The 22316-nt window shown below is 61.6% G+C and carries 11 protein-coding genes; 3 read left to right on the forward strand and 8 right to left on the reverse strand.

Going from position 1 to position 22316, the window contains the following annotated elements; genetic code table 11:
* The first annotated feature begins 302 nt into the window (after positions 1 to 302).
* A complete protein-coding gene (locus tag HJC04_RS24490; RefSeq protein WP_221147321.1) occupies positions 303 to 1199 on the forward strand; it encodes an alpha/beta fold hydrolase in 897 nt (298 codons plus the stop codon).
* A 259-nt stretch (positions 1200 to 1458) separates the two neighbouring features.
* Here HJC04_RS24490 and HJC04_RS24495 read toward each other — a convergent pair whose 3' ends face one another.
* The 8 genes from HJC04_RS24495 to HJC04_RS24530 form a co-directional block, all read right to left on the reverse strand.
* On the reverse strand, positions 1459 to 1836 hold the full coding sequence (locus HJC04_RS24495) for a hypothetical protein (RefSeq protein ID WP_221147322.1): 378 nt from the start codon (positions 1834 to 1836) through the stop codon (positions 1459 to 1461).
* A gap of 369 nt (positions 1837 to 2205) precedes the next feature.
* The gene (locus tag HJC04_RS24500) at positions 2206 to 3669 is read right to left on the reverse strand and encodes an HlyD family type I secretion periplasmic adaptor subunit (RefSeq protein WP_221147323.1); all 1464 of its coding nucleotides are present in this window, start codon (positions 3667 to 3669) and stop codon (positions 2206 to 2208) included.
* Positions 3666 to 5810: a peptidase domain-containing ABC transporter gene (locus HJC04_RS24505; protein WP_221147324.1), complete on the reverse strand. Its 2145-nt coding sequence runs from the start codon at positions 5808 to 5810 to the stop codon at positions 3666 to 3668. Before HJC04_RS24505 ends, HJC04_RS24500 begins: the two co-directional genes overlap by 4 nt.
* A gap of 41 nt (positions 5811 to 5851) precedes the next feature.
* A complete protein-coding gene (locus tag HJC04_RS24510; protein WP_210628495.1) occupies positions 5852 to 6157 on the reverse strand; it encodes a hypothetical protein in 306 nt (101 codons plus the stop codon).
* A gap of 73 nt (positions 6158 to 6230) precedes the next feature.
* The gene (locus HJC04_RS24515; RefSeq protein ID WP_210628496.1) at positions 6231 to 7463 is read right to left on the reverse strand and encodes a GTP-binding protein; all 1233 of its coding nucleotides are present in this window, start codon (positions 7461 to 7463) and stop codon (positions 6231 to 6233) included.
* A gap of 18 nt (positions 7464 to 7481) precedes the next feature.
* Positions 7482 to 11999, reverse strand: a complete 4518-nt coding sequence (locus HJC04_RS24520; RefSeq protein ID WP_221147325.1) for a DUF4082 domain-containing protein — start codon at positions 11997 to 11999, stop codon at positions 7482 to 7484.
* A gap of 197 nt (positions 12000 to 12196) precedes the next feature.
* The gene (locus HJC04_RS24525) at positions 12197 to 13381 is read right to left on the reverse strand and encodes a GTP-binding protein (RefSeq protein ID WP_210628498.1); all 1185 of its coding nucleotides are present in this window, start codon (positions 13379 to 13381) and stop codon (positions 12197 to 12199) included.
* Positions 13382 to 13478: 97 nt separating this feature from the next.
* A complete protein-coding gene (locus tag HJC04_RS24530) occupies positions 13479 to 18638 on the reverse strand; it encodes a DUF4082 domain-containing protein (protein ID WP_221147326.1) in 5160 nt (1719 codons plus the stop codon).
* 634 nt (positions 18639 to 19272) lie between these two features.
* Between HJC04_RS24530 and HJC04_RS24535 the strand changes: the two genes are divergently transcribed.
* Together HJC04_RS24535 and HJC04_RS24540 are read left to right on the forward strand one after the other, a co-directional pair.
* Positions 19273 to 20589: a polysaccharide biosynthesis/export family protein gene (locus tag HJC04_RS24535; protein WP_221147327.1), complete on the forward strand. Its 1317-nt coding sequence runs from the start codon at positions 19273 to 19275 to the stop codon at positions 20587 to 20589.
* Between the two features lie 199 nt (positions 20590 to 20788).
* Positions 20789 to 22297: an O-antigen translocase gene (locus HJC04_RS24540; RefSeq protein ID WP_221147328.1), complete on the forward strand. Its 1509-nt coding sequence runs from the start codon at positions 20789 to 20791 to the stop codon at positions 22295 to 22297.
* Positions 22298 to 22316 lie beyond the last annotated feature (19 nt).

Genomic DNA, 22316 nt, shown 5'->3' on the forward strand with positions numbered 1-22316 from the left:
ACGTCCGAGCCGATCGCCTTTGATCCCGGCGGAAAGATGTCCGGCCCTCCGGCCGCACCGCTTCGCCGTGGCGAAGCGATAAGTGCGTCCGGCGATTCCATGGTCTTGCAGATTTGCCTGGCAATCTGCGGGAGGGTTGGCTGAAACAGGCCGGCTGATCGACCGGCCGGCTTGGCCGTAGAGCTGGGCTACGACGCGCGCCGGCCGGTCGACTATCCGACTCCGTTTGAGCCAACAGAATGCTTCAATCTAACCCGGAAAGGCTCTAGATCTTCGGGATCAGACAGGTCTCGAGGGATGCGATGCCGAACATGGATGAAGGCGAGTTCCAGGAACGATTTTACTCTTCTTCCGATGGGTTGCGGCTTTATGCCCGCGACTACCGGCCCCTGTCGGCGGCAGCCGCCGAACGGCCACCGGTGATCTGCCTGCCCGGCCTGACCCGCAATGCGCGGGACTTTCATCCGCTGGCGCTGCTTCTCTGCCGCGACAAGACAGGCCCGCGCAGGGTGATCGCGCTCGATTCGCGCGGGCGTGGGAATTCCGCATGGGATGAGAACAAGGCCAATTACAATCTCGCCGTCGAGACCGGCGACATCATAGCCGCCTGCGCTGCATTCGGCATCGCGCGGGCGATCTTCATCGGCACGTCGCGTGGCGGACTGATTTTGCATCTGATCGCGGCGACACGGCCGGATCTTCTCGAAGCCGTGGTCCTGAACGATATCGGACCTGCGATCGAGGCTGACGGGCTGGCGCTCATCCGCGACTATCTCAACAGCGGCAGAAAGCCGGCCGACTGGAAAGAGGCGGCCGATATAGCGCAGGAGAATCACGGCGCCTCGTTTACCGCGCTTGCAGCCGAGGACTGGCGCGAGATGGCGCTTGCGCTTTATCGCGACGTCGACGGAAGGCCCGTCGCCGACTTCGATTCGGCGATCGCAGAGGCGCTGAGATCGATCGATTTCAGTCAGCCGCTGCCCGATCTCTGGGCACAATTCGAAAGCCTGAGCCGCTTTCCGCTGATGTTGATCCGCGGCGAAAACTCACCGCTGCTTTCGCAGGAAACCGCGAGCGAAATGGCCCGCCTTCATCCCGGATTGATCCTTCATACCGCCGAGGGGCAAGGACATGCGCCCCTCCTCCATCTCGGTACTATCCCTGCAGCAATTCGCGCTTTTCTCGCCACTTGCCGATAGGTCGATTGGTCGGATTGATGTTCGGAAGGCGCAGGATGCCGGCCTCGAAGAACTTCTGCCGGTCCTCGGGGCGGCGCTCTGTTCCTGGTGCTGGTCGGCGAGGAACATATCCTGGCTGATCGCTCTGCCCTCGCCCAAGGCCGTGCCGATTTCTGAAGGGATAGACATCGAGCTTATGCGAGCTTTCTTGCCGCCACACACAACGCCGATGTCACGGGTGGAGCGAACAGCTCCCCCCCTCGCTGCGTCCATCCACACATTACTCCGGATACTTCCGTGCCCTCGATTCCCGATAGGTCGCTGTATCCGGGTTTAACAAAGCATGCATTTTCTCATCGATGAGCCGCTTGATTTCGAGGGCATATCTCCCAATCTCGAGCTCGTCTCCCTCAGTCTCCACACATCTGTCCCGCCAGAAAAGCATTAGCGACGGCAGTTCCCAGATCAGTAAGGCCAGCTCCTTCCTGCTCGCCTCATCGTAGGATTCTGCATCGATACGACGGATTACCTCTAGCGTCCTGACGGCTGCGATCTTGAGAAACTTCATTTTCCGCATGTTGTAAAACAATCCGTCAGGCCCGAACTCTTCGCCAATGGCCTCACGGATATCGGCTATACCCGCCGCATCTGGTTCCACCTGTTACTCCCGTCAGATTGGAGATCGTTTCGGCAACAAACTGTACAGCCCACCGGCAATAGCTCAAGAGCATTCGACAATGCCATCCCATTACTCCGACTTCCCCTCGATCAGCGCCCCAAACAAGGGCCTGATCAGCCTGCAAGTTGGTGTCATTCACCGCGCAGACGCGCGAAGGCTGGATTCGCGTGACAAGCGTAGGGAGGGAGGTTTGGGGACGCGTCGCCTTTCTCACGACATTCGCGGATCTGAATATCGGATGCGGCACCCGCCGATACCCGAACGGTTTGGGGGCGGCTGCCTGGAATCCTGCGCCACCCCCATCGCCGGCGTGTGTTGGAGGCCCCTCGCCTACACCTCGTAGCTCCCTCAGTTCGGTTCCCGGATGGCATCATCAAGGCCACGCAGCAGCGGGTAAAGGAAATAGGAGATCACGGTCCTGTTGCCCACCTTGATCTCTGTGGACACGGTCATGCCCGGCAGCAGTCTGACCGGCATATCCGAGGCGTTCAGCCTCGTATCCGCAAGCAGGATGCGAGCCTTGAAGAAAGGCGCTGCCGGCTGGCTTGGGGTGGCAGCCTGTTCCTGCTGCTGGCCGGTCATAAACGTGTCCTGGCTGATGGTGCGAACTTCGCCCGACGCGGTGCCGTATTTCTGGAAAGGATAGGCGTCCAGCTTGATGCGAGCCTCCTTACCCACGGCGATGCGGCCGATGTCGCGGGTGTTGATCGACACCTCCGCTTCGAGCGGCACGTTGATCGGCACCAGCGTGACGATCGGTTCGGCTTCACGCACGACGGAGCCGATAGAGCGCTGGGCGAGATCGAGCACGACGGCATCGGCAGGTGCTGTCAGCGACACCATGTTGCGGCGCAGCTCCATCTTCTTCAGTTCCTCGTCGGCCATGTCACGCTGGCCGCGCAGCTCCACCAGCTGTTCCATCGCGGCGCGGCGGAAATCCTCGATGAAGGCCTGGCGGTCGGCTTTCAGCTTGGCAAAGGCATGCGCCGCCTCGTCGGCTTTGCCGCGCACGGCGGTCAGATCGGACTCGACGTCGAGGCGGGCGTCGCGCGAGCCGAGCATGGTGATCAGCGAGCCGCTCTGCTTGTCGTAGAGCCGCGTGCGGGCGCCTTCGATCTGCGAGAGCGTGTCGCGCCTGTCGATGAGCACGGCCTCCTGGTTCTTGGCCGCGGCAAGCGCTGCCGACTGGCCGGCGATCTGCTGCTCGAAATTCTGCAGCTGCGCCGTATAGAAGGCGCGCCGCTGGCCGAAGAGCTGCACCTGCAGCATCTCGTCGGGCGTCGTTCCCGCGATCATCGTGTAGTCGTCTCCGGCTAATTCCGCCTCGATGCGCTTCACCTGGGCGTCGAGTGCCGAGAACTTCGCCTGCTGCTGGTCGACATCGGCCTGACTGAAGGTGGCGTCGAGAGTTGCGAGCGTCTGGCCGGCATGCACCACCTCGCCGGCCTTCACATCGATCGTGCGGATGATCGAGGTTTCGAGCGGCTGGACGACGATGGTCGGCTGGGTGGTGACGAGCTTGCCGGGCGCAATCACCACCTCATCGATATCAGAGACGGAGGCCCAGATGATGATCGCAGCAATCAGCGCCGTCACACAATAGAGCGTCATGCGCGCAACGCGCGGCGGAGCACGTTCCTCGAGCTCGACGGCGTCGGACTGGAATTCGGCAATTGCTGGCGGCAGCGGCGGGCGAGCGACGAGCTGCCCGCCCCTGCCTGGCGGCCCCTTGTCTGAAGGGCCATGGTCTGAGGCACCCTTGTCTGATGGAATTGGCAGGTTCTCGCTGGATTTTCTGACACGCGCGTTCATGCGACCTGCCTCATTTGCTGTGCCCACAGGTGGCGATAGGTCATGCAGCGCGACACCAGCTGATCGTGCCGGCCGATATCGGCGACCTTGCCGCGATCGATGACGAGAATGGCATCGGCATCCACAAGCGTCGAAAGCCGGTGCGAGACGATGACGACGGTGCGCCCGGCAGCGATACGCCTCAGATTCTCGCGGATGATCGCCTCGCTGTCGGGGTCGAGCGCGCTCGTCGCCTCATCGAAGATCAGGAGCTTCGGATCGGTGATCAGCGCGCGCGCAATGGCGAGCCGCTGCTTCTGGCCGCCGGAGAGGTTGGCGGCATTTTCCTCCAGCATTGTGTCGAAGCCGCGCGGCAGCCGCTCGATGAACTCTTCCGCGCCGGCGATGCGTGCGACCTCCATGATTTCCTCGATACTGGCATCCGGCTTGGCGGCGGCGATATTGTCGCGCACCGTGCCGCGAAACAGGAAATTATCCTGCAGCACGACGCCGATGCTGGTTCTGAGATGCACGAGGTCGATTTCGCGGCTGTCATAGCCATCCATGCGCACCAGCCCTTCCTGGCTCTGGTAGAGGCCCTGAATCAGCCGGGTGATGGTCGTCTTGCCCGACCCGCTCTTGCCGACGACGCCGAAGACCGAGCCCGCCGGAATGGCGAAGGACACATTGTCGAGCGCAGGCGCCGCATCGGGAGCATAGCGGAAGGTGACCCTGTCGAATTCGATGCGGCCATGCAGATGCGGTCGCACGCCTCGGCCGCGGCCGGCCTGCTCCGGCCGCTGGTTCATGATCTCGCCGAGCATGCGCACCGAAAGCGCTACTTCCTGATATTCGTGGACCATGGTGACGATCTGCACCAGCGGCCCCGAGACGCGGCCGGCGAGCATGTTGAAGGCAACAAGCGCGCCGATCGTCATCGCGCCGCTGAAGACATCGAGCGCGCCGAGGCCGATAATCGCCACGCTCATCAGCTTTTCCAGAAGCCCGGTCATCGACTGGGCGATGGTGGAGATTTTTTCGACCCGGAAACGCACTGAGATCGACTGCGCCGAATAATCGTCCCACACCTTGCGCTGGCGCGGCTCCAGTGCCAGCGACTTGACGGTGCGCATGCCGTGCACGGTTTCCACCAAGAGGGCCTGCCGGTCGCCTTCGGCCTGGTAAAGCGCCTGCAGGCGGCGCTGGAACGGCCCGACGAGCATCATCACCACCAGCCCGACGAGGGCTGCGAAGCCGAGCACCACGAGCGTCAGCTTGACGCTGTAGAGAAGCAGGATCGGCACGAAGACGAAGAGCGATACGCCGTCGAGAAGCGTCAGGAACAACCGGCCGGTCAGGAATTCGCGGATGCGTCCCGTCTGCTGCATATGCTTGACGAGAACGCCCGCCGAGGCCTGCTCGAAGAGCGCGATCGGCAGGTTGAGCAGATGGCCGAAGGTGCGCGTCGCCACCCGGATGTCGATCCTGTTGGTGGCATAGAGCAGCAGATAACGGCGCAGGAAACTGAAGGTCGCATCGAAAACGAGCGCGACCGCGATACCGACGGTCAGGACCGTCAGCGTCGCATAGCTCTGATGCACGAGCACCTTGTCGATAACGAGCTGGAAGAACATTGGTGTCGTCAGCCCCAGCCCGTAGAGCACGAAGGCTGCAAGCGCCACATCGCGGAAGAAGCTGCGCTGCCGGATGATTTCGGGGACGAACCAGCGGAAGCCGAAGGGCCGGTCCTCATCCGACATGCGATAGTTGCGCTTCAGCAGCACCACCGATCCGAGCCAGGCCTTGGCGAATTGCTCCTCGCTCAGCAGCATGACTTCGGGACGGGTGGCGAGCGGGTCGAGAACGCGGATCCGCTCATCCTCGCCCTCCCCGAGAGCGCCGGCGATGACCACCCAGTTGCCGTTCGAAAGTTCGGCAAGCACCGGGAAAGCCTCGCCGAGCTGGAACATGCCTCGCCAGTCGAGCGTCAGATGCCTGGCCCTCAGGCCGGCATCCTTGGCCATCCGGAGCATTTGCCGCACGGCCACCGGATCGTTGCCGACGGCATAATCGTGTTGCAGTCGCTCAGGCGAAAGATCGACGCCGTGATGACGCGCGACGAGCGCAAGACAATGCAGATTGGTATGCAGAAAACCACTCATGGCCCACCCGAAACACTACGAGACCGAGGCTTTGCCTGTTGTCAGTTGAAATTCGGCGACGCGTTTGAAGCACCCTGCGCCGGCTGGATATCGGTGGCGGCGGCAGCCGACATCTCCCCGATGCGACGAACCGCACCCGCCTCGACCAAACCGCCAAGCGCCTTCTGCATGAGGTCGACCGCATTGGCGAAGGCATCGACAGGCATGATGATGCGCTGGCGGAAAACCGGCTTCGGATTGTTGTTGGCGTCACGATCGGTGGCCGAGAGCGACATCAGGTCGATGCGCACGATCGTTCCCGTGACGGTGATTTCGCCGATACCGTCTGCATAAAGTTCGCTGCTCATTGTTCTCTCCTCTGGTTGATAATCAAAACCTGTTCACCTTTGAGTCGACGCATCGGATTATCCGAAAACCGCTTCACATTTTTCGGTTCGATGCGTGCGTGTCGTGCCGCCATGGCGGAAACGGATCGCGAAGACCGACGGCGGTCTGGGGATCGAAACCCCTCTCCTCCCCAGTCAGGCATTCGTCGAGAGCAATGCGGATGGCGCTCTCATCGAAGCCGGAGCCGATGAAGACCAGTTCCTGGCGGCGGTCGCCCCAGACATCGTCCCAATGCCGGTCGAGCAACTGGCGGAATTGCGGATGGCGCGGCCAGTGCGCGCGCGGCACCGAGGCCCACCAGAAACCCCTGGTACCGATGCGGCATTGGGTGCCGGCGATCGACAGCAGGCCGATCTCGTCCGGTCGGGTCGCCAGCCAGAAATGACCTTTTGCCCTGATGATGCCGGGCAATGGCTGCTCCAGCATGCGGCCCAGCCGTGCCGGATCGAAAGGCCGGCGGCTGCGATAGACGAAGCTTGTTATGCCGTATTCCTCGGTCTCCGGCACATGATCGCCCCAGCCGTAAAGCTCCTTGTGCCAGAGCGGATGGCGCGCGGCCCTGACCTCGCTGAAGAGCCCGGTATCCATGATTGCGCCAAGCGGCACCTGGCCAAAGACCGCCTCGATGACACGGGCATCCGGATTGAGCGCCGCGACGACCCGGCGAACTTCCGCGAGCATTGCGGGCGGCACGTCGCCTGCCTTGTTGATGATGACGACGTCGGCAAATTCGATCTGTTCGACGAGGAGTTCGACGAGCTTGCGCTCGTCGTCTCCATCACGGCTCTGGCCGCGATCGCTCAGAAACTCCGCACTGGCATAATCGGCGAGAAGATTGACCGCGTCGATGACGGAAACCATCGTGTCGAGCCGTGCGACATCGCAGAGTGCTGCTCCACTCTCGTCACGGAAGGAGAAGGTCGCTGCTATCGGCAGGGGCTCAGCGATACCCGTACCCTCGATCAGCAGATAGTCGAAACGGCCGGCGGCGGCGAGGCGGCGGACCTCGCTCAGGAGATCGTCGCGCAATGTGCAACAGATGCAGCCGTTGGTGAGCTCGACCAGGGTTTCGTCCGTCCTAGAGAGGTTGGCGCCGCCGTCACGGACGAGATCGGCATCGATATTCACCTCGCTCATGTCGTTGACGATCACGGCGATCCGGCGTCCCTCGCGATTGTTCAGGACATGATTGAGGACAGTCGTCTTGCCGGCGCCGAGAAACCCCGCCAGGACCATCACCGGAAGTCGATTGTCTGCACCCGTCATCGATACCCCCGCTCGCCTTTACGCCGCGAGCTGCGGTTTGAACGCCACGTCCACATAGTAGTTTGTGCTGTTGTAACTGCTGGTCGGGAACAACCCGCTCGATCCATAAGCGTAGAGACCGTTGTCACCGCTGAGCGCCCTGAGGTCGCCGCTCGTCTTCTCGGTGCTGAAGTAATTGCCCGTCGCCGAGTAATTGCCGTTCGTGCTGTAGGAAACGACATAGGCCGTATCCGCTTCGACCGCGACCTGCTGGGTGAGCGTGGCAGTCTGCCAGCCGCTTGCCGTTTCGTTGCTGAAGGTGATGCTGGCAAGCAGCGTGCCCGAGGCGGTCCAGAGATAACCGTTATGCGGGCCTATATTGTCGGCGCCCTTGTAGAAGCGGAGGCCCGTGACCCAGCCTGCCGTGTCTGCCTGAAATTTCATGCCGAGATTGACCGGCTGATTGTCGTTCACGGAGACGACTGCGGGCGTTTCATTGGCACTGAAGACGTTCTGCTCGCTTGCCTGGGAGTTGACGGCAAGCGAAACCTGGGCGGATGCCGTGCCGCCCTGACCGTCGGCGATGGAATAGCTGAAGCTTGCCGGCCCGGTATATCCTGCCGTCGGCGTGAAGGTGACGGTCTGCGTCTGGCTGTCGTAGGACACCGAACCGTTGACAGCGCCGCTGACGCCGGTGATGACAAGCGGGTCGCCATCGGCGTCGCTGTCATTTGCGAGCAGGTTTGCAGCGGCGATCGACAGAGCCGTATTGGTATAGGTCGTATAGCCGTTGTCATTGGCGGCGACCGGCACCGTATTGCCCGCCGACTGGTTGAAGACGACGTCGACCCAGTAATTCGTCGACTGGTAGCTTGACGTCGGGAAGGTCGAGCCCGATCCGACCGCGTAGACGCCATTGCTGCCTGCAAGCGCCGTCAGCGAGCCGTTGGTATGCGCCGCGTTGAAATAGTTCGAGGTCGCCACATAGGTGCCGGTCGTGTGGTAGGAGGCGACATAGGTCGCACCCGCCGTGATCTGCAGCGGAGTGGCGAAGTTCGCGGTCTGCCAGCCGGAAAGCGACTCGTTGGTGAAGGTGACCGTGGCGACGAGCATGCCATCGGCCCTCCAGATGGAGCCGGTGTGCACACTGGTATCGCCGGCAGCCTTGTAATAGCGGATGCCCGAGATCGTGCCGTTTGAGGAAGCGACGAACTTCATTCCGAGTTCCATCGCCGTATTGTCGTTGAAGCTGCCGCCGCTGGGTCCCTCACTCGCCGTAAACAGTGTCTCGCCGGCCGAACCAGTCTGAACGGTCAGGCTGACATTGCCCTGATCCGTGCCGCCGCGCCCGTCCGACAGCGCATAGGTGAAGCTCGCCGGGCCTGAGTAATCGTTGGCCGCCGTGAAAGTGATGGCGCCGGTCTGCTTGTTGAGAGCGACCGTGCCGTTGACGGCATTGCCGACGGCGGTGATGGTCATCGCATCGCCATTGGGATCGGTATCGTTTGCCAGGAGTGCGGCAATGGAGATGACAAGCGTTCCGTTGTGGCCGATGATCAGCCCGCTGTCGTCGGTCGCGACCGGCTGGCTGTTGGGGCCGGCATCGAAGACCACGTCCACCCAGTAATTGGTACCGCCGGGGTTCTGGCCGGGGAATGTGCCGGCAGTGGTCCCGTAGGCGTAGACGCCGCCTCCATCGACGGCCTTCAGCGCGCCGCTGGCATAGGGCTCGCTGAAATAATTGGCAGTCATCGAGTAGTAGCCGTTGCTGTGATAGGAGGCCACATAGGTCGTGCCGGCCGCAATCTGGATCGGGCTGGAGAACATCACCGTCTGCCAGCCAGAGAGCGATTCACCTGTCGATACGCCGGTCGCCAGCAGTGTCCCGGTGCTGCTCCAGAGGCTGACGACATGTTCGCCGATATTGTAGAAGTCCTTGTAGAAGCGGATCCCCTCCACCGAGCCTGCCGTCGTCGCCTGGAAGCGCAGGCCGAGCTCGACGGAATCGCGATCGACCGCCGTCTCGGTCGCGGGCTTTTCGGCCAGTGTCCAGAGGCCCTGCGTGCCCGGCAGCGTAACGGTGACCTGCTTGCCGGCCGATGGCGCCTCCAGATTGACGCTGTCGTCGACGGCGCGTGACAAGATCGTATAGGTGCCGCTCGCCTGGACGACCCAGTTATAGGTCCAGCTCTCGCGGCCCGTGGCCTTGAACCAGTGCTGGCCGCCGTCGGTGGAAACCTCGACGCCGGCAATGATGCCGCCGCCGAAATCCTGCGCCGTTCCAGTGATCGTCACGTGCTGCCCTTCGAGGAAGCTTGCGCCAACGATGGGCGAGGTAATCGACGAGGTGGGCTTCAGCGTATCGGTCGATTGGGTCGCGAGGATCAGGCTCGCATCGAGCGTCGTCGGCTGGATGCCCATGTCCGCGAACATGTTGACCATCGCCTGCTGCACGTTGCGATCGGTTGGCGTTGCCGGCCCCTGATGCTGATCATTCAGCCCCCAGGACCAGAAGACGGTGCCGGCGCCGAAGACGAGCGCGCCACTTGCCGCCCGATACATGGTCAGGCTGTGGGTCGCCACCGCATCGCCGATCGTGGAACCGTAATCGCGGAGGTAGGTGTTCACCGCGACCGAGGAGAGCGACAGGTCGATCAGTCCAGCCGGACGGAATCCATTCTCGACATCGGAATCCCATTCGTAGCCGAGCAGGTTCTGCACCAGATTGTAGGTTTCACCCTCCTGAAGCTCTGCCACATCGGTATTGCGCCAGAAGCGAAGGTTCGAATAGTCGTAGGGGATGGAGATCGTATCCTGGCGGTAGCTGTCCACCTGGAACATCGTGCCCGTCAGCGAATTCTCCGGCTCCTGCCCCGGATCGGCATAACGCGGATCGCGCCAGGTGCCGGTGCCGACATTGCTCGGGTCCGTGCTCGTGCCGTAGGTCTCCTTGTAGCAGACCATGGTGCGGTAGGCCTGGCCGCTGCCGTCGATGCTGCTTTCCCACCGGACTTTCCAATAAACCTCGTTGCCGCTCCAGAAGGCGAGGTTCACGCCGGCATCGCGCGCGGCCTCCACATTGGTGCGCTGCTCGGCCGACCAGTATTCGTCGTGGCCGACGGACAGAAAGGCATCATGGTTCAGCAGGAGGCTGCCACTGCGCGTAGCATCGACGCCGGAAATATAGGAAACGTCATAGCCGTTCTGCTCCAGCCACTGGATAGCGGAATGCTCGACGCCGAAGACGAAATCGTGCGAGCCGCCGACCGGGCTCGTATTGGTGATGATCGGCCTGTTATAGCTGACTGCAGAGGCGCGGCCGATGGCGGTCAGACCGCAGCTGCAGTTCGGCGGCAGGTAGCCGATCATATCGGCCGGATCGACGGGGACCTCGCCATAATAGAGGCTGGCGCCGCCCCAGGCATTATAGGCCTGCCAGGTCGTGTCCGAGGTCTGGAAGACGATGTTGCTGTGCGAGGAGTCGTCGCGCACGACGAAGGGAATGATGCTGGCATCCTCGGTGCCATCCTCGCGCACCAGCTTGGCAAAATAGACGCCCGAGACGGCGTCGGTGGGGATCTGCCAACTGGCGGACACTGACCAGTTGCCGCAGTCGATGAGACCGAGCGACATATCGACGATCGGATGCGGCTGGATCTGCGCCGTCGTCAACTGCTGCTCGATCGAGTCGACCTTGCGCGCACCAGCCCCGCCGTAATAACCCATTCGGTAGATATCGATGCGGTAATGCGTGGAATCGGTGGCGATCTTGAAATCGACGGTCTGGCCGATATTCGTGCTGATTTCAGTGGCGAAGCCCTGGATGGTGCCGTTGCCGTCGCCCTCCAGACCCCACTCGCTGATCGGGTTGCCCTGCTTCAGGTTTTCGAGTGCGATCCTGTTGAGCGTGACCGCAGCCGGAGCGACCGCCGGTGCGGCCAGCGCTGAAACCGCGCTCGTGTCGGTCGGAGCGTCCTGGCTCGGCTCCACCGAGAGGGATGCTATCGAGGCCTGAAGGCGCAACGAAGTCGTGTCGAGACTGCTGGAATAAGTGACCGGCACAGCCGTCGTGGCGCTTCCGGTGTCGGCATCGCTGGTAATGCCCGTCAGCTCAGGCGCGGCAGGCAGCGTCGCAGCCTCTTCGTACGGATCCGGGGCAAGCACGGTGTCTTGCGATATCGAGGAAGGCGTCTGGAAGACCGTCGCAGCCGACGCCGTCTTCGTGGAGTCTTGTGCCCCGCCATCTGCCTCAGGCGCCGGTATGGCCATCGACGAGGCAGGGGACGATTGCATATCGCCGGATGACATCAGCGAAGCTGTGACTGTGCCGGTGAAAGAGGATTGGACGGTTGCGCTGCCTTGATTGGCAAAGCCGGAAGAACCCTGGGTGCTCGAAGACACTACGGTTGGAGTTCCAAGCAGCGCGGCCCGGCCGGTGATAGCATGAGTGACGCATGGCGTGCCGCCGGCAGCAGTCAGATATTTGCGATTCCGCACATGAAATCTCAGCAAGAGCGGCGTCCCCGTTTCCCGTCGACCAGCATTGGATGACTTCATCCTGCCAGCTTTCGAAACGGAACGTACGACAGCAATCTGGGGTATGTGGGTGGTACCTCCATACGCCCATATGATGATCCTCGCCGCGCACCCGACCGACAGGGCTGCGACGCTGCGGAGAGCGCTCGGCTGGGCGCTGACGCACGTTGAAAAGGAACTCTGGTATTGTTTCGCCGACCCGGCTGAACTGCGCCGTGCTACCAGGCCGGAAACGGATCTTCGAGGACCGACCAGTCCCGCGGATCCGAGCTGGCCAGGCAGTCGTCCAACGCGCTGCGGACGCCTGTCTCGTCCATGTCAACACCAATGAACACCAGTTCCTGCCGACGATCGCCCCAGGCACTGTCCCATCGGCGCTCGATCTGCTGACGAAACTGGTGGTGGCTCGGCCAGTCCTGCCGGGGGACGGCCGCCCACCAAAGCCCCATGGGTTCGCATCGCCGCTGCGCGCCGGCCGCCGACATCAGACCCACGTGACGCGGTCGCGTGGCCAGCCAGAAATGACCTTTGGCGCGGATGACCCCCGGCCAGGGCTCGTCCAAGAATGCTCGAAACCGCATGGGGTCGAAGGGACGCCTCGTGCGATAGACAAAGCTCGACACGCCATATTCCTCCGTCTCCGGAACATGATCACCCGGGCTGTACAGCTCCTTGTGCCATAACGGGTGAGCGGCGGCTTTTGCTTCGTCGAAGAGGCCCGTATTGAGAATGGTTGCAAGAGAAACATTGCCGAAGTCCGTCTCCACCTGGTGCGCATCCGGGTTGAGCGCAGCCACCGTCTTGCGGATTTCCGCTCTTAGCTCCTCGGTCGCGTCCGCGATCTTGTTGATCACGACAACGTCGGCAAACTCGATCTGATCCACCAACAGGTCGATGAGTGTCCGCCGGTCCTCGCCGTCCCGCTGCATGCCGCGGTCGCGAAGCAGATCGGCACTGCTGTAATCAGCCAGGAGGCTGGCGGCATCCACGACGGTCACCATCGTGTCAAGTCTGGCAAAATCGGAGAGCGAAACACCGTTCTCGTCGCGGAAGGAAAAAGTGGCAGCGATGGGGCGCGGCTCGGCAATGCCCGTCCCTTCAATCAGCAGATAGTCGTATCGCCTCTCTTCGGCCAGTCGCCGCACTTCCGTCAGGAGGTCATCGCGCAGGGTGCAGCATATGCAGCCATTGCTGAGCTCGATCAACGTCTCCGTCGTGTGCGAGAGGTTGCAGCCGCTGTCGCGAATGAGATTGGCGTCTATATTCACTTCGCTCATGTCGTTGACGATGACGGCAACACGCAGGCCCTGACGGTTGTTCAGGACGTGACTGAGGAGCGTCGTCTTGCCGGCGCCGAGAAAGCCGGCAAGCACTGTCACCGGGAGCCGCTCGCCCTTGTTCATCGCGGTCCCTTGAATGGGAGCGGAGGCAGCTCCCCTCTCTGCGACCCGCATTTGCGTCGTATAAGCCTCATTCCCGATCCTAACTTTATCCTTTGCATCACGCGACGAGTTGCGGCCGGAAGACGACGTCGGCGTAGTAATTGGTTGAGTTGTAGCTGTTGGTCGGGAAAAGACCTGTGGTGGCGGATCCGCCATAGGCATAGACGCCATTGCCGCTGGCCGGCGCCGTCAACGGACCGTTGGTGACGGCGGTCGTGAAGAAATTGTTGGTCGCCACGTAAGCGCCTGTCGTGTGATAGGAGGCGACATAGGTGGTATTGGCGGCGATGGTGACGGGGTTTGTGAAGTTCACCGTCTGCCAGCCGCTCGCGGTGGTGGTGGTGAAGGTGGCGGTGGCAAGCTTGGTTCCCGTCGTGGTCCAAAGGTCGACGACATTCTGACCGTTGTCATTGGCGCTGCGATAGAACCTGATGCCCGTGACATCCCCGGCAACGTTCGACGTGAACTTGACGCCAAGTTCGAGCTGCTGACCATCGTTGAGGGTCCGGGCCGGCGTACTGGAGGCGGAGAACAGGCTGTAGGTCGTCGGCGCCGTCGACACGGCGATGTTGAAGGTCTCGTTGGCCGCAAGGCCGCCGAGATCAGTCGCCGTCACCTTGATGCCATAGGTGGCCGACGTCGTCGGCGTGCCGGAGAAGGTGCGCGTCGAGGCGTTGAAGGTCAGCCAGGAAGGCAGCGCCGTGCCGTCGGCGGCGGTTGCCGAATAGGTCAGCGTCTCGTTGCTGTCGACATCGGTGAAGGTGGTCGTCGGCAGCGTGAAGGAAAAGGCAGAGCCGACGGTGGCATTCTGGGTCGTCGTCTGGACAGCGAGCACCGGCGCATCGTTGGCGCCATGGATGGTGACGGTCAGGTTTGCCGTAGCGGTGGCCCCGGCGGCATCACGCATCGTGTAGCTGAAGACATCACTCAGCGTGTTGGTGGACAGGCGCAGCGCCTGGACGGCGGTATTGGTCTCGTTGATCGTATAGGTATAGGTGCCCGATGCATTGAGCACGAGACTGCCATAGGTGCCGTTCAGCGATGAGCCGAGCGTGCCTGACGTCGTCCCGAAGCGGACCGCCGTCACGGTCTTGGTATCGCCGGCATCCGGATCGGTGTCGTTGGTCAGCACGTTGCCGCTGGCGGCCACGCCGCCCGAGCCGTTGGCCACCCCGCCCTTCTCGGTCGCATCGCCCGTATCGGCAACCGCCGTCGGCGTCGTATTCCCGGGCACTGACACGGCGATGTTGAAGGTCTCGTTGGCCGCGAGGCCGCCGAGATCAGTCGCCGTCACCTTGATGCCATAGGTGGCCGACGTCGTCGGCGTGCCGGAGAAGGTGCGCGTCGAGGCGTTGAAGGTCAGCCAGGAGGGCAGCGCCGTGCCGTCGGCGGCGGTTGCCGAATAGGTCAGCGTCTCGTTGCTGTCGACATCGGTGAAGGTGGTCGTCGGCAGCGTGAAGGAAAAGGCAGAGCCGACGGTGGCATTCTGGGTCGTCGTCTGGACAGCGAGCACCGGCGCATCGTTGGCGCCATGGATGGTGACGGTCAGGTTTGCCGTAGCGGTGGCCCCGGCGGCATCACGCATCGTGTAGCTGAAGACATCACTCAGCGTGTTGGTGGACAGGCGCAGCGCCTGGACGGCGGTATTGGTCTCGTTGATCGTATAGGTATAGGTGCCCGATGCATTGAGCACGAGACTGCCATAGGTGCCGTTCAGCGATGAGCCGAGCGTGCCTGACGTCGCCCCGAAGCGGACCGCCGTCACGGTCTTGGTATCGCCGGCATCCGGATCGGTGTCGTTGGTCAGCACGTTGCCGCTGGCGGCCACGCCGCCCGAGCCGTTGGCCACCCCGCCCTTCTCGGTCGCATCCCCCGTATCGGCAACCGCCGTCGGCGTCGTATTCGAACTCGACGTGGTAAACATCACATCGACCCAATAGTTCGTCGACTGGAAGGTGGCCGTGGGAAATAGGCTGTTGCTGCCATAGGCATAGACGCCATTGCCGCTGGCCGGCGCCGTGAGCGGACCGCTGGTTACATTTGAGGTGAAGTAGCCGGTGGTCGACGAATAGTGACCGGTATTCGTATGGTAAGATGCAGTGTAGGTTTGTCCAGCCGTCAGCGATACCGGACTGGTGAAATAGGCGGTCTGCCAGCCGCTGGCAGTCTCGTTCGTGAAGGTGAGGGTCGCAATCCGCGTGCCGGTACTCGACCATAGTGAACCGGTATGCGTGCCGGTATCCTGGCTGCCCTTATAAAAACGAATGCCGGTGACCGTACCTGCGACGGAGGTCTGGAATTTGAAGCCAAGTTCAACCGCCGAGGTATCGTTGGTGTTGACGACCGCTGGCGTCGCCGAACCGAAGAGAGAGGTGTAACTCGGCCCGCTGACGGTGACCGTTCGTCCCGCCGAGGGCGTTTCCAGGTTGACGTTATCATCGACTGCGCGAGACCGGATAGTATAGGTGCCCGTGGCTTGCGGCTGCCAGGTATAAGTCCAGTTCTCATCGCCCGTCGCCGGATGCCAGCTCGCCCCGTTGTCGGTCGAAACCTCGACCGCGGCGATGACCCCACCTCCGGTATCGGCAGCGGTGCCGGTAATCGTCACAGTGGATCCAACGGTCGCCGTGGCGGGCACCGTGATGACCGATGTCGGCGCAGTGTGGTCCAACGAAGCGGTTGCGGCGGTGAGTCCGGACTGCAGCGTTCCAGGCTGAATGCCCATGTCGGCAAGCAAATTGACCATTGCCTGCTGCACACGCGGGTCCGTCGGGGTCGCCGTGAGGTCGTGATTGTCGCTGAGCCCCCATGTCCAGTAGACCGTGCCGGCGCCGAATACCAGCGCACCGCTGGGGGCGCGATAGAGGGTCAGATTGTGGGTCGCCGTCGCATTGCCTGTCGTGTTTCCGTAATCGAGCAAGTAGGTGCTGACCGGAAGCGTCGTCGACGACAGCTTCACCAGGCCAGCCGGATCGAAACCGTTATCGGGCGCTTCGTCCCACTCGTAACCGAGATAGTTTTTGGTGAGCGTCGCCGTCTGACCGGGCTGGAGGTTGGCAACGCTCGTATTACGCCAGAAGCGCAGGTTGGCATCATCATAGCCAACGGTGATGGCGCCAAGATTATTGCCGACATCATCGACCTTGAATAACTGGCCGGTCAGCGAATTCTCCGGATTGCCGCCGCCAATGGCCGGTGGGCTGAAGCGTGGATCGCGGAAGGTGCCTGTCCATTGGTCGGAAGGATCGATATCGCCGCCGGCCCATGTCTCCTTGTAGGTGATGAGGGTGCGATAAGGCGTGCCGTCGGCGCTATAGGCGTTGCCCCAGCGGGTACGCCAATAGACCTCGTTGCCGCTCCAGAACATCAGGTTTACGCCCGCGTCGCGCGCAGCCTCGACATTGGTTCTCTGCTGTCCCGACCAGTATTCGTCATGCCCGGCATCGACATAGGTCTTGTGATTGAGCAAGAGGCTGCCATAGCGGTCGGCGTCGACACCCGACAAGTAGGAGACGTCATAGCCGTTCTGTTCCAGCCAGTAGATACCCGCATATTCGGCGCCGAACAGATAGTCCTGGGGACCGGCGTAAGTGCCGACATTGCCGCGGGTGGCAATCGGCCTGTTGTAGCTGACCGCATAGGCGCGGCCGGCGCCCTGCCCCGTCGCAGGCCCGTTGCCGCCATACAAGTTCGCGCCACCCCAGCCATTGTAAGCTTGCCAGGTCTCATCCGCGGTCTGGAAGACGACGTCACTGTGGCTGTCGTCGTCGCGCACGATGAACGGAATGTGGTTAGATCCGGAGGTACCGTCCTGACGCACGAGCTTGGCGATATAGACGCCCGAGACGGCATCATCAGGTACCGTCCACGACGCCGAGACGGCCCAGTTGCCGGCGTCCACTGTGCCGGTCGTGGCATTGCGCAATGGACTGGGCTGAGTCTGCAATCCGGTATGCTGCATGGTCGCGACCTTGCGCGCTCCCATGCCGCCGTAATAGCCGAGCCGATAGATATCGATCCGGTAATTGGTGGAGTTGGTATTGATCTTAAAGCTGATCGTCTTTCCGTTATCGACGCTGATGTCTGTCGCAAACCCCTCGATGTTGGAGCTACCGGCACCGTTGATGCCCCACTCGCTCTCCGGATTGCCCTGCTTCTGGTTTTCCAGCACGATCGCATTGCTGGCAGCCGCCGCCGTGACCGCCAGACTTTGCGTTGTCGATGACCCCTGCATAGAAGGCTTAGGTGGCTTCGTCACAGAGCCGGACAGGATACCTATATCCTTGGATTTTGTTCCCGTTCCCGTCTCTCCCCCGCCTGGCAGGGTTCCATTGGTGAGCGCCACGTCCGACCATGTTGCGGTTCCGCGCCAGCCCGAGAGCGGGGACAGGTCCCGATCGAAAAGCGGATCGCTGATCGAGGCGCCGATGGCCTGCTTGATCGTCGCGACATAGTCAGGTCCTTCGGTCAGCCTGGTCCCCGGCAATTGACCGTCCTGTTGAAGCAGGGCGCCGCCATGGGCCCAATCGAGGATGCGCGTCGGTGAGGTAAAGTAGCCGCACCCGCACACGCCAAAGGGCATGCCGAAGGCCAGCGAATTCGCGCCGGCGTCGTGCGCGGTCGCCTGCCCTGACGGGCTCGATTCGAGAATAACGACCTTGCCCGAATGAGCACGTCCGGCCGCCACCTTAGGAACACCTTCCCCCGAAGCTGTCGATGCCGGGCTTTGCGGCAGATAGGCAGCCAGAGGATCGTCGCCCATGGAGCTCATTCCGGGATAGGAGCTCATTCCGGTATAGGTGCGCTGAAGGGACGATGTCGTCCCGAACGCAACTCCGTCCGCGTGCCACGGGAAACTCGCAAGATTCGGCATAGAACCCGACAGCGCGGCCCCGTCACCGCTTAGAATTCTCATTTCGCTAGGCGTGGCGATCGTGTCGGTTAAGGGCCGCTCGTCGACGTTTTTGTCCGAGTCGCCGTTCACGTGCGCTTTCTGCCCATGATGTTCGTTGAGGGCCGCATCCTTATAGGGATCGTCGACAAGGGTGCCCTGCTTGTGTCCATCGGCGGTTTGCACCAATGCCGCAAGTTGAGCACTATCCCTATGCTTTTCAGCAGGCTTGCGCGGTCTCTCTTTTCCGCCGACGGTGAACCACCGGGGCACCAGCGAGTCCAGGAGGAGTGAGCGCGAAGTCCACCGGCGGGCGTTGCGATACATGGCAGGCACCTCTCGCGAAATTTATAAGATCAAATCTATGAGCGATCGTTTGACACCAGCCTGGAAGTATAGCCGAAAAACAGGCGAGTATATCCTACACCTTTTGCTCTACATGCGGTATCCTTTGGGCAACGGCCGTATCGTATAAACCAATAAAAGTTGAGACCGGCGGGCCGCGGAGCTTCGCTGCGCTCGGTGCAAGGCCCAAGCCGCGGCGGTGGCTTCTTCCACCATCGCCCCATGGCGGCACTGACGCTGGAAACGCCCAAGCAGGAACAACGGAGGTGGTCTGCCGAGCTATGGCAAGAGCCGTCGGGATCGCGGCGTGTTCAATCCGGAACGAGGATGCGATCGCGGTCGTTCGCGGCTAGAACGCCTATTCCTGCGTGCATGAGCTATTGATTTTCCAAGATGATACCTCTCTGAGATATACGCTCCTGCTCGATTTAGACTGAGGCACCCGCCCCCACCTCATCAAAATTGATGAGGCAAAGCAAACGACCTCCACCTTCCTCAAGCCTTCGCCAGACTGCACACTAACAATGCGGCGTCGGACCTACCGGCCGGCGGTCGAACAGCGTGAAGGCATTGGATCAGCATCCGTGCAAGGATGTTTCGCAGGCGAGATATGTGTATGAATTTATCGCACCGCATCCCCAAGCTGCTCTTTCGCACGGCGTATGTCATCAGTGCGTTCGCCTTTCTTGTCGGAGCCGTGTCTCCGGCTCTCGCTGATGGCGCATCCTTGGCACCCCAAACGAAGATCCGTCTGACGATCGTCCAATGGATGCAGTCCAAAGGCCAATACGAACGATGGGATGCACTTGGTGGCGAATACACGGTCTCGGATGAGGGCACGGTTTTCCTGCCCTTTCTCGGATCCCTTTCCGTCGACAATCTTAAAAAGAGTGACCTCACAAACGAAATCGCCAAGCGTCTGCAGGAGAAAATCGGACTGGTTCAGCCACCCGCGGTCACGATCGAAATTCTCGAATATCCGCCAATCTATGTTGTGGGAGACGTAACCACGCCGGGAGAGTATAAGTACCGCCCTGGGCTTACCGTTCTGCAATCCCTAGCGATGAGCGGCGGCCCGTTTCGCTCTAAAACTCCGCTGCAAACGGAGTCGATCAAGCTCGTCGGAGAATTGCGGGAAATAGATCATTCTATCCTGCGCAGCACGGCGAAACTGTCGCGACTCCAGGCGGAGATGGCCGGTGCGAAGGAAATTACCTTCGATCAGGCGGCAGGGGCCGATCAGCAATTTTCCGCTGGGATATACAGCGAGGAGAGGGTCATTTTTCAAGCTCGTGCAAATGCGCTGGAGCGGCAGTCAAAGGCGCTCACGGAATTGCGCGAACTTTTGACCACCGAAATTTCAACTTTGGAAGAGAAACTGGTGGGCGCCGACGATAATATCAAATCAGTCGAGGACCAGCTGACCAGCGTCAAGTCCCTGGTGCAGAAAGGCCTCACGATCTCGTCGAGGCAGTTGGACCTGGAACGGTTGCTGACGACCTACCGTTCCGACAAGCTCGACCTCGTTACCGCCATCATGCGGGGTCGTCAGGCAGTCAGCGAGACAACGCGGAATCTCGAGGGCCTGTCCGACACGCGTCGGAGCGAAGTCGCGGTCGAAGCGCAGGCGGAACGGGCAAATCTCGATCAGCTCAAGATGAAGCGTGAGATGACGCAGAAGCTGCTTATCGATCAACTTGCTGCCGACGACGGCTTGAAAAACCGCAGCGTGGAGCTCCCGATCACTTTTACCGTCAGCCGGCGGAATGAAGGACGAATCGATCAATTCCAAGCCTCAGAAACGACGACACTGGCGCCGGGTGACGTCGTGAGAGTTGTTCGGCCGCAAATTCCGGACGAGCCGTCCGGGCCCACCTCCGATCAATCTGGGGAGATGGAGCCAGAGACGCTCGCAAATCGGACAAGCCAGTGACCTGCGACGAAAGCATGACCAAGGTGAAAGCGGCGGTGAGACCTACGGAGGTGAGATCCCGCCGCCTCGAATATCATGAGCGATATGACGGTCGCAAAAAGACCGCGCGCGCGGTGCATCCCCGAAGCTGCGTTGGGCGCCAGGCCCAGGGTAAAGCGTCGGAGATGCAGCCCGACAGGATAAACGCTGGGGATATCTGATGACGTTGCGCATGATCCCGCCCAGCGGCCAGTCTTATACCCAAATACTGAAGTCGACGATGCTGATGGGCGGTTCCTCGCTGGTGAATGTCGCTCTTAGCATCGTTCGCAACAAAGCCCTGGCTGTTCTGCTCGGGCCGGAAGGGGTGGGGCTTATCGGCCTTTACGGGGCAATCCTCGATATCGCGCAAGCGATAGCTGGTATGGGAGTGAGCAGCAGCGGTGTGCGCCGGGTCGCCGAGGCGGCGGGCGCCGACGACGGAGAGAGGATCGCGCGGTCGGCGACAGCGCTCAGACGCATCTCGCTGGTGCTCGGGCTGCTCGGCGGGCTTTTGCTTGCGGCGTTGGCTCTTCCGGTCTCGAAATTCACTTTCGGCGACTACCAGCACGTCGGCGGCATTGTACTGCTCTCCCTTGCCGTATTCTTTCGCATAGTGTCTACCGGACAGGCCGCTTTGATCCAAGGCTTGCGGGGCATTGCCAATCTGGCCCGCATCAACGTGCTTTCCGGACTCTTCGGCACGATGGTCAGCATCCCGTTGATCTATCTGTTCGGCGAAAAGGCGATTGTACCCTCTCTCGTGGCGATCGCGGCCGTCTCGGTCCTTCCCACCTGGTGGTACAGCAAACACATATCCACGCAGCCACCGCCCATGTCGGTGCGTCAGTTCGGCCGGGAAGCGAAAGCCCTGTTCAGTCTCGGCATGGCGTTCATGGCAAGCGGACTTCTGACGTTCGGCGCCGCCTATGCCATCCGCATCATCGTGCTGAATGAAGGGGGAGTTGTGGCGGCGGGATTATACCAGGCAGCCTGGGCGTTAGGCGGTCTCTACGCCGGTTTCATCCTGCAGGCGATGGGAACAGACTTCTATCCGCGCCTGACCGCAATCGCCGACAACAAGGCCGAGTGCAACCGGCTGGTCAATGAGCAGGCGGAAATCAGCATGCTGCTGGCCGGCCCCGGTCTGATCGCCACTTTGACCCTGGCGCCGCTCGTGATGAGCATGTTCTATTCCGCGGAATTTCATGGGGCTGTGGAGCTCCTGCGCTGGATCTGCCTTGGAATGATGCTCAGGATCGTCGCCTGGCCGATGGGTTTCATCGTGCTCGCGAGGGGCGCGCAGACGATCTTCTTCTGGACGGAGGTCGCAGCAACGCTGATACATGTGGGGCTGGCTTGGCTCTTCGTAGCGAAGCTCGGCACGACTGGAGCCGGCATGGCGTTTTTCGGTCTCTACGTCTGGCATAGTATTCTGATTTACCTGATCGTGCGTCGCCTCACCGGCTTCCGCTGGTCGCGCGCCAATCGCAGGCACGCGCTGCTCTTCCTGCCTGCGTCGGGGATGGTCGTCTCGGCCTTTTTGCTCTTGCCGTCATGGTCGGCCATGGTGATCGGCTGCATCGCCATCGTCGCGACCGGGCTTTACTCGCTGCGCATGTTGGTCGAACTGCTTCCGCCGGAGTCGGTGCCCGCAATCGTCCGAGGATGGATCACGAAATCCGCATGAAAAAAAGCGCGCATCAGAG

Source organism: Rhizobium sp. NLR8a (assembly GCF_019685235.1).
Classification (GTDB): domain Bacteria; phylum Pseudomonadota; class Alphaproteobacteria; order Rhizobiales; family Rhizobiaceae; genus Rhizobium.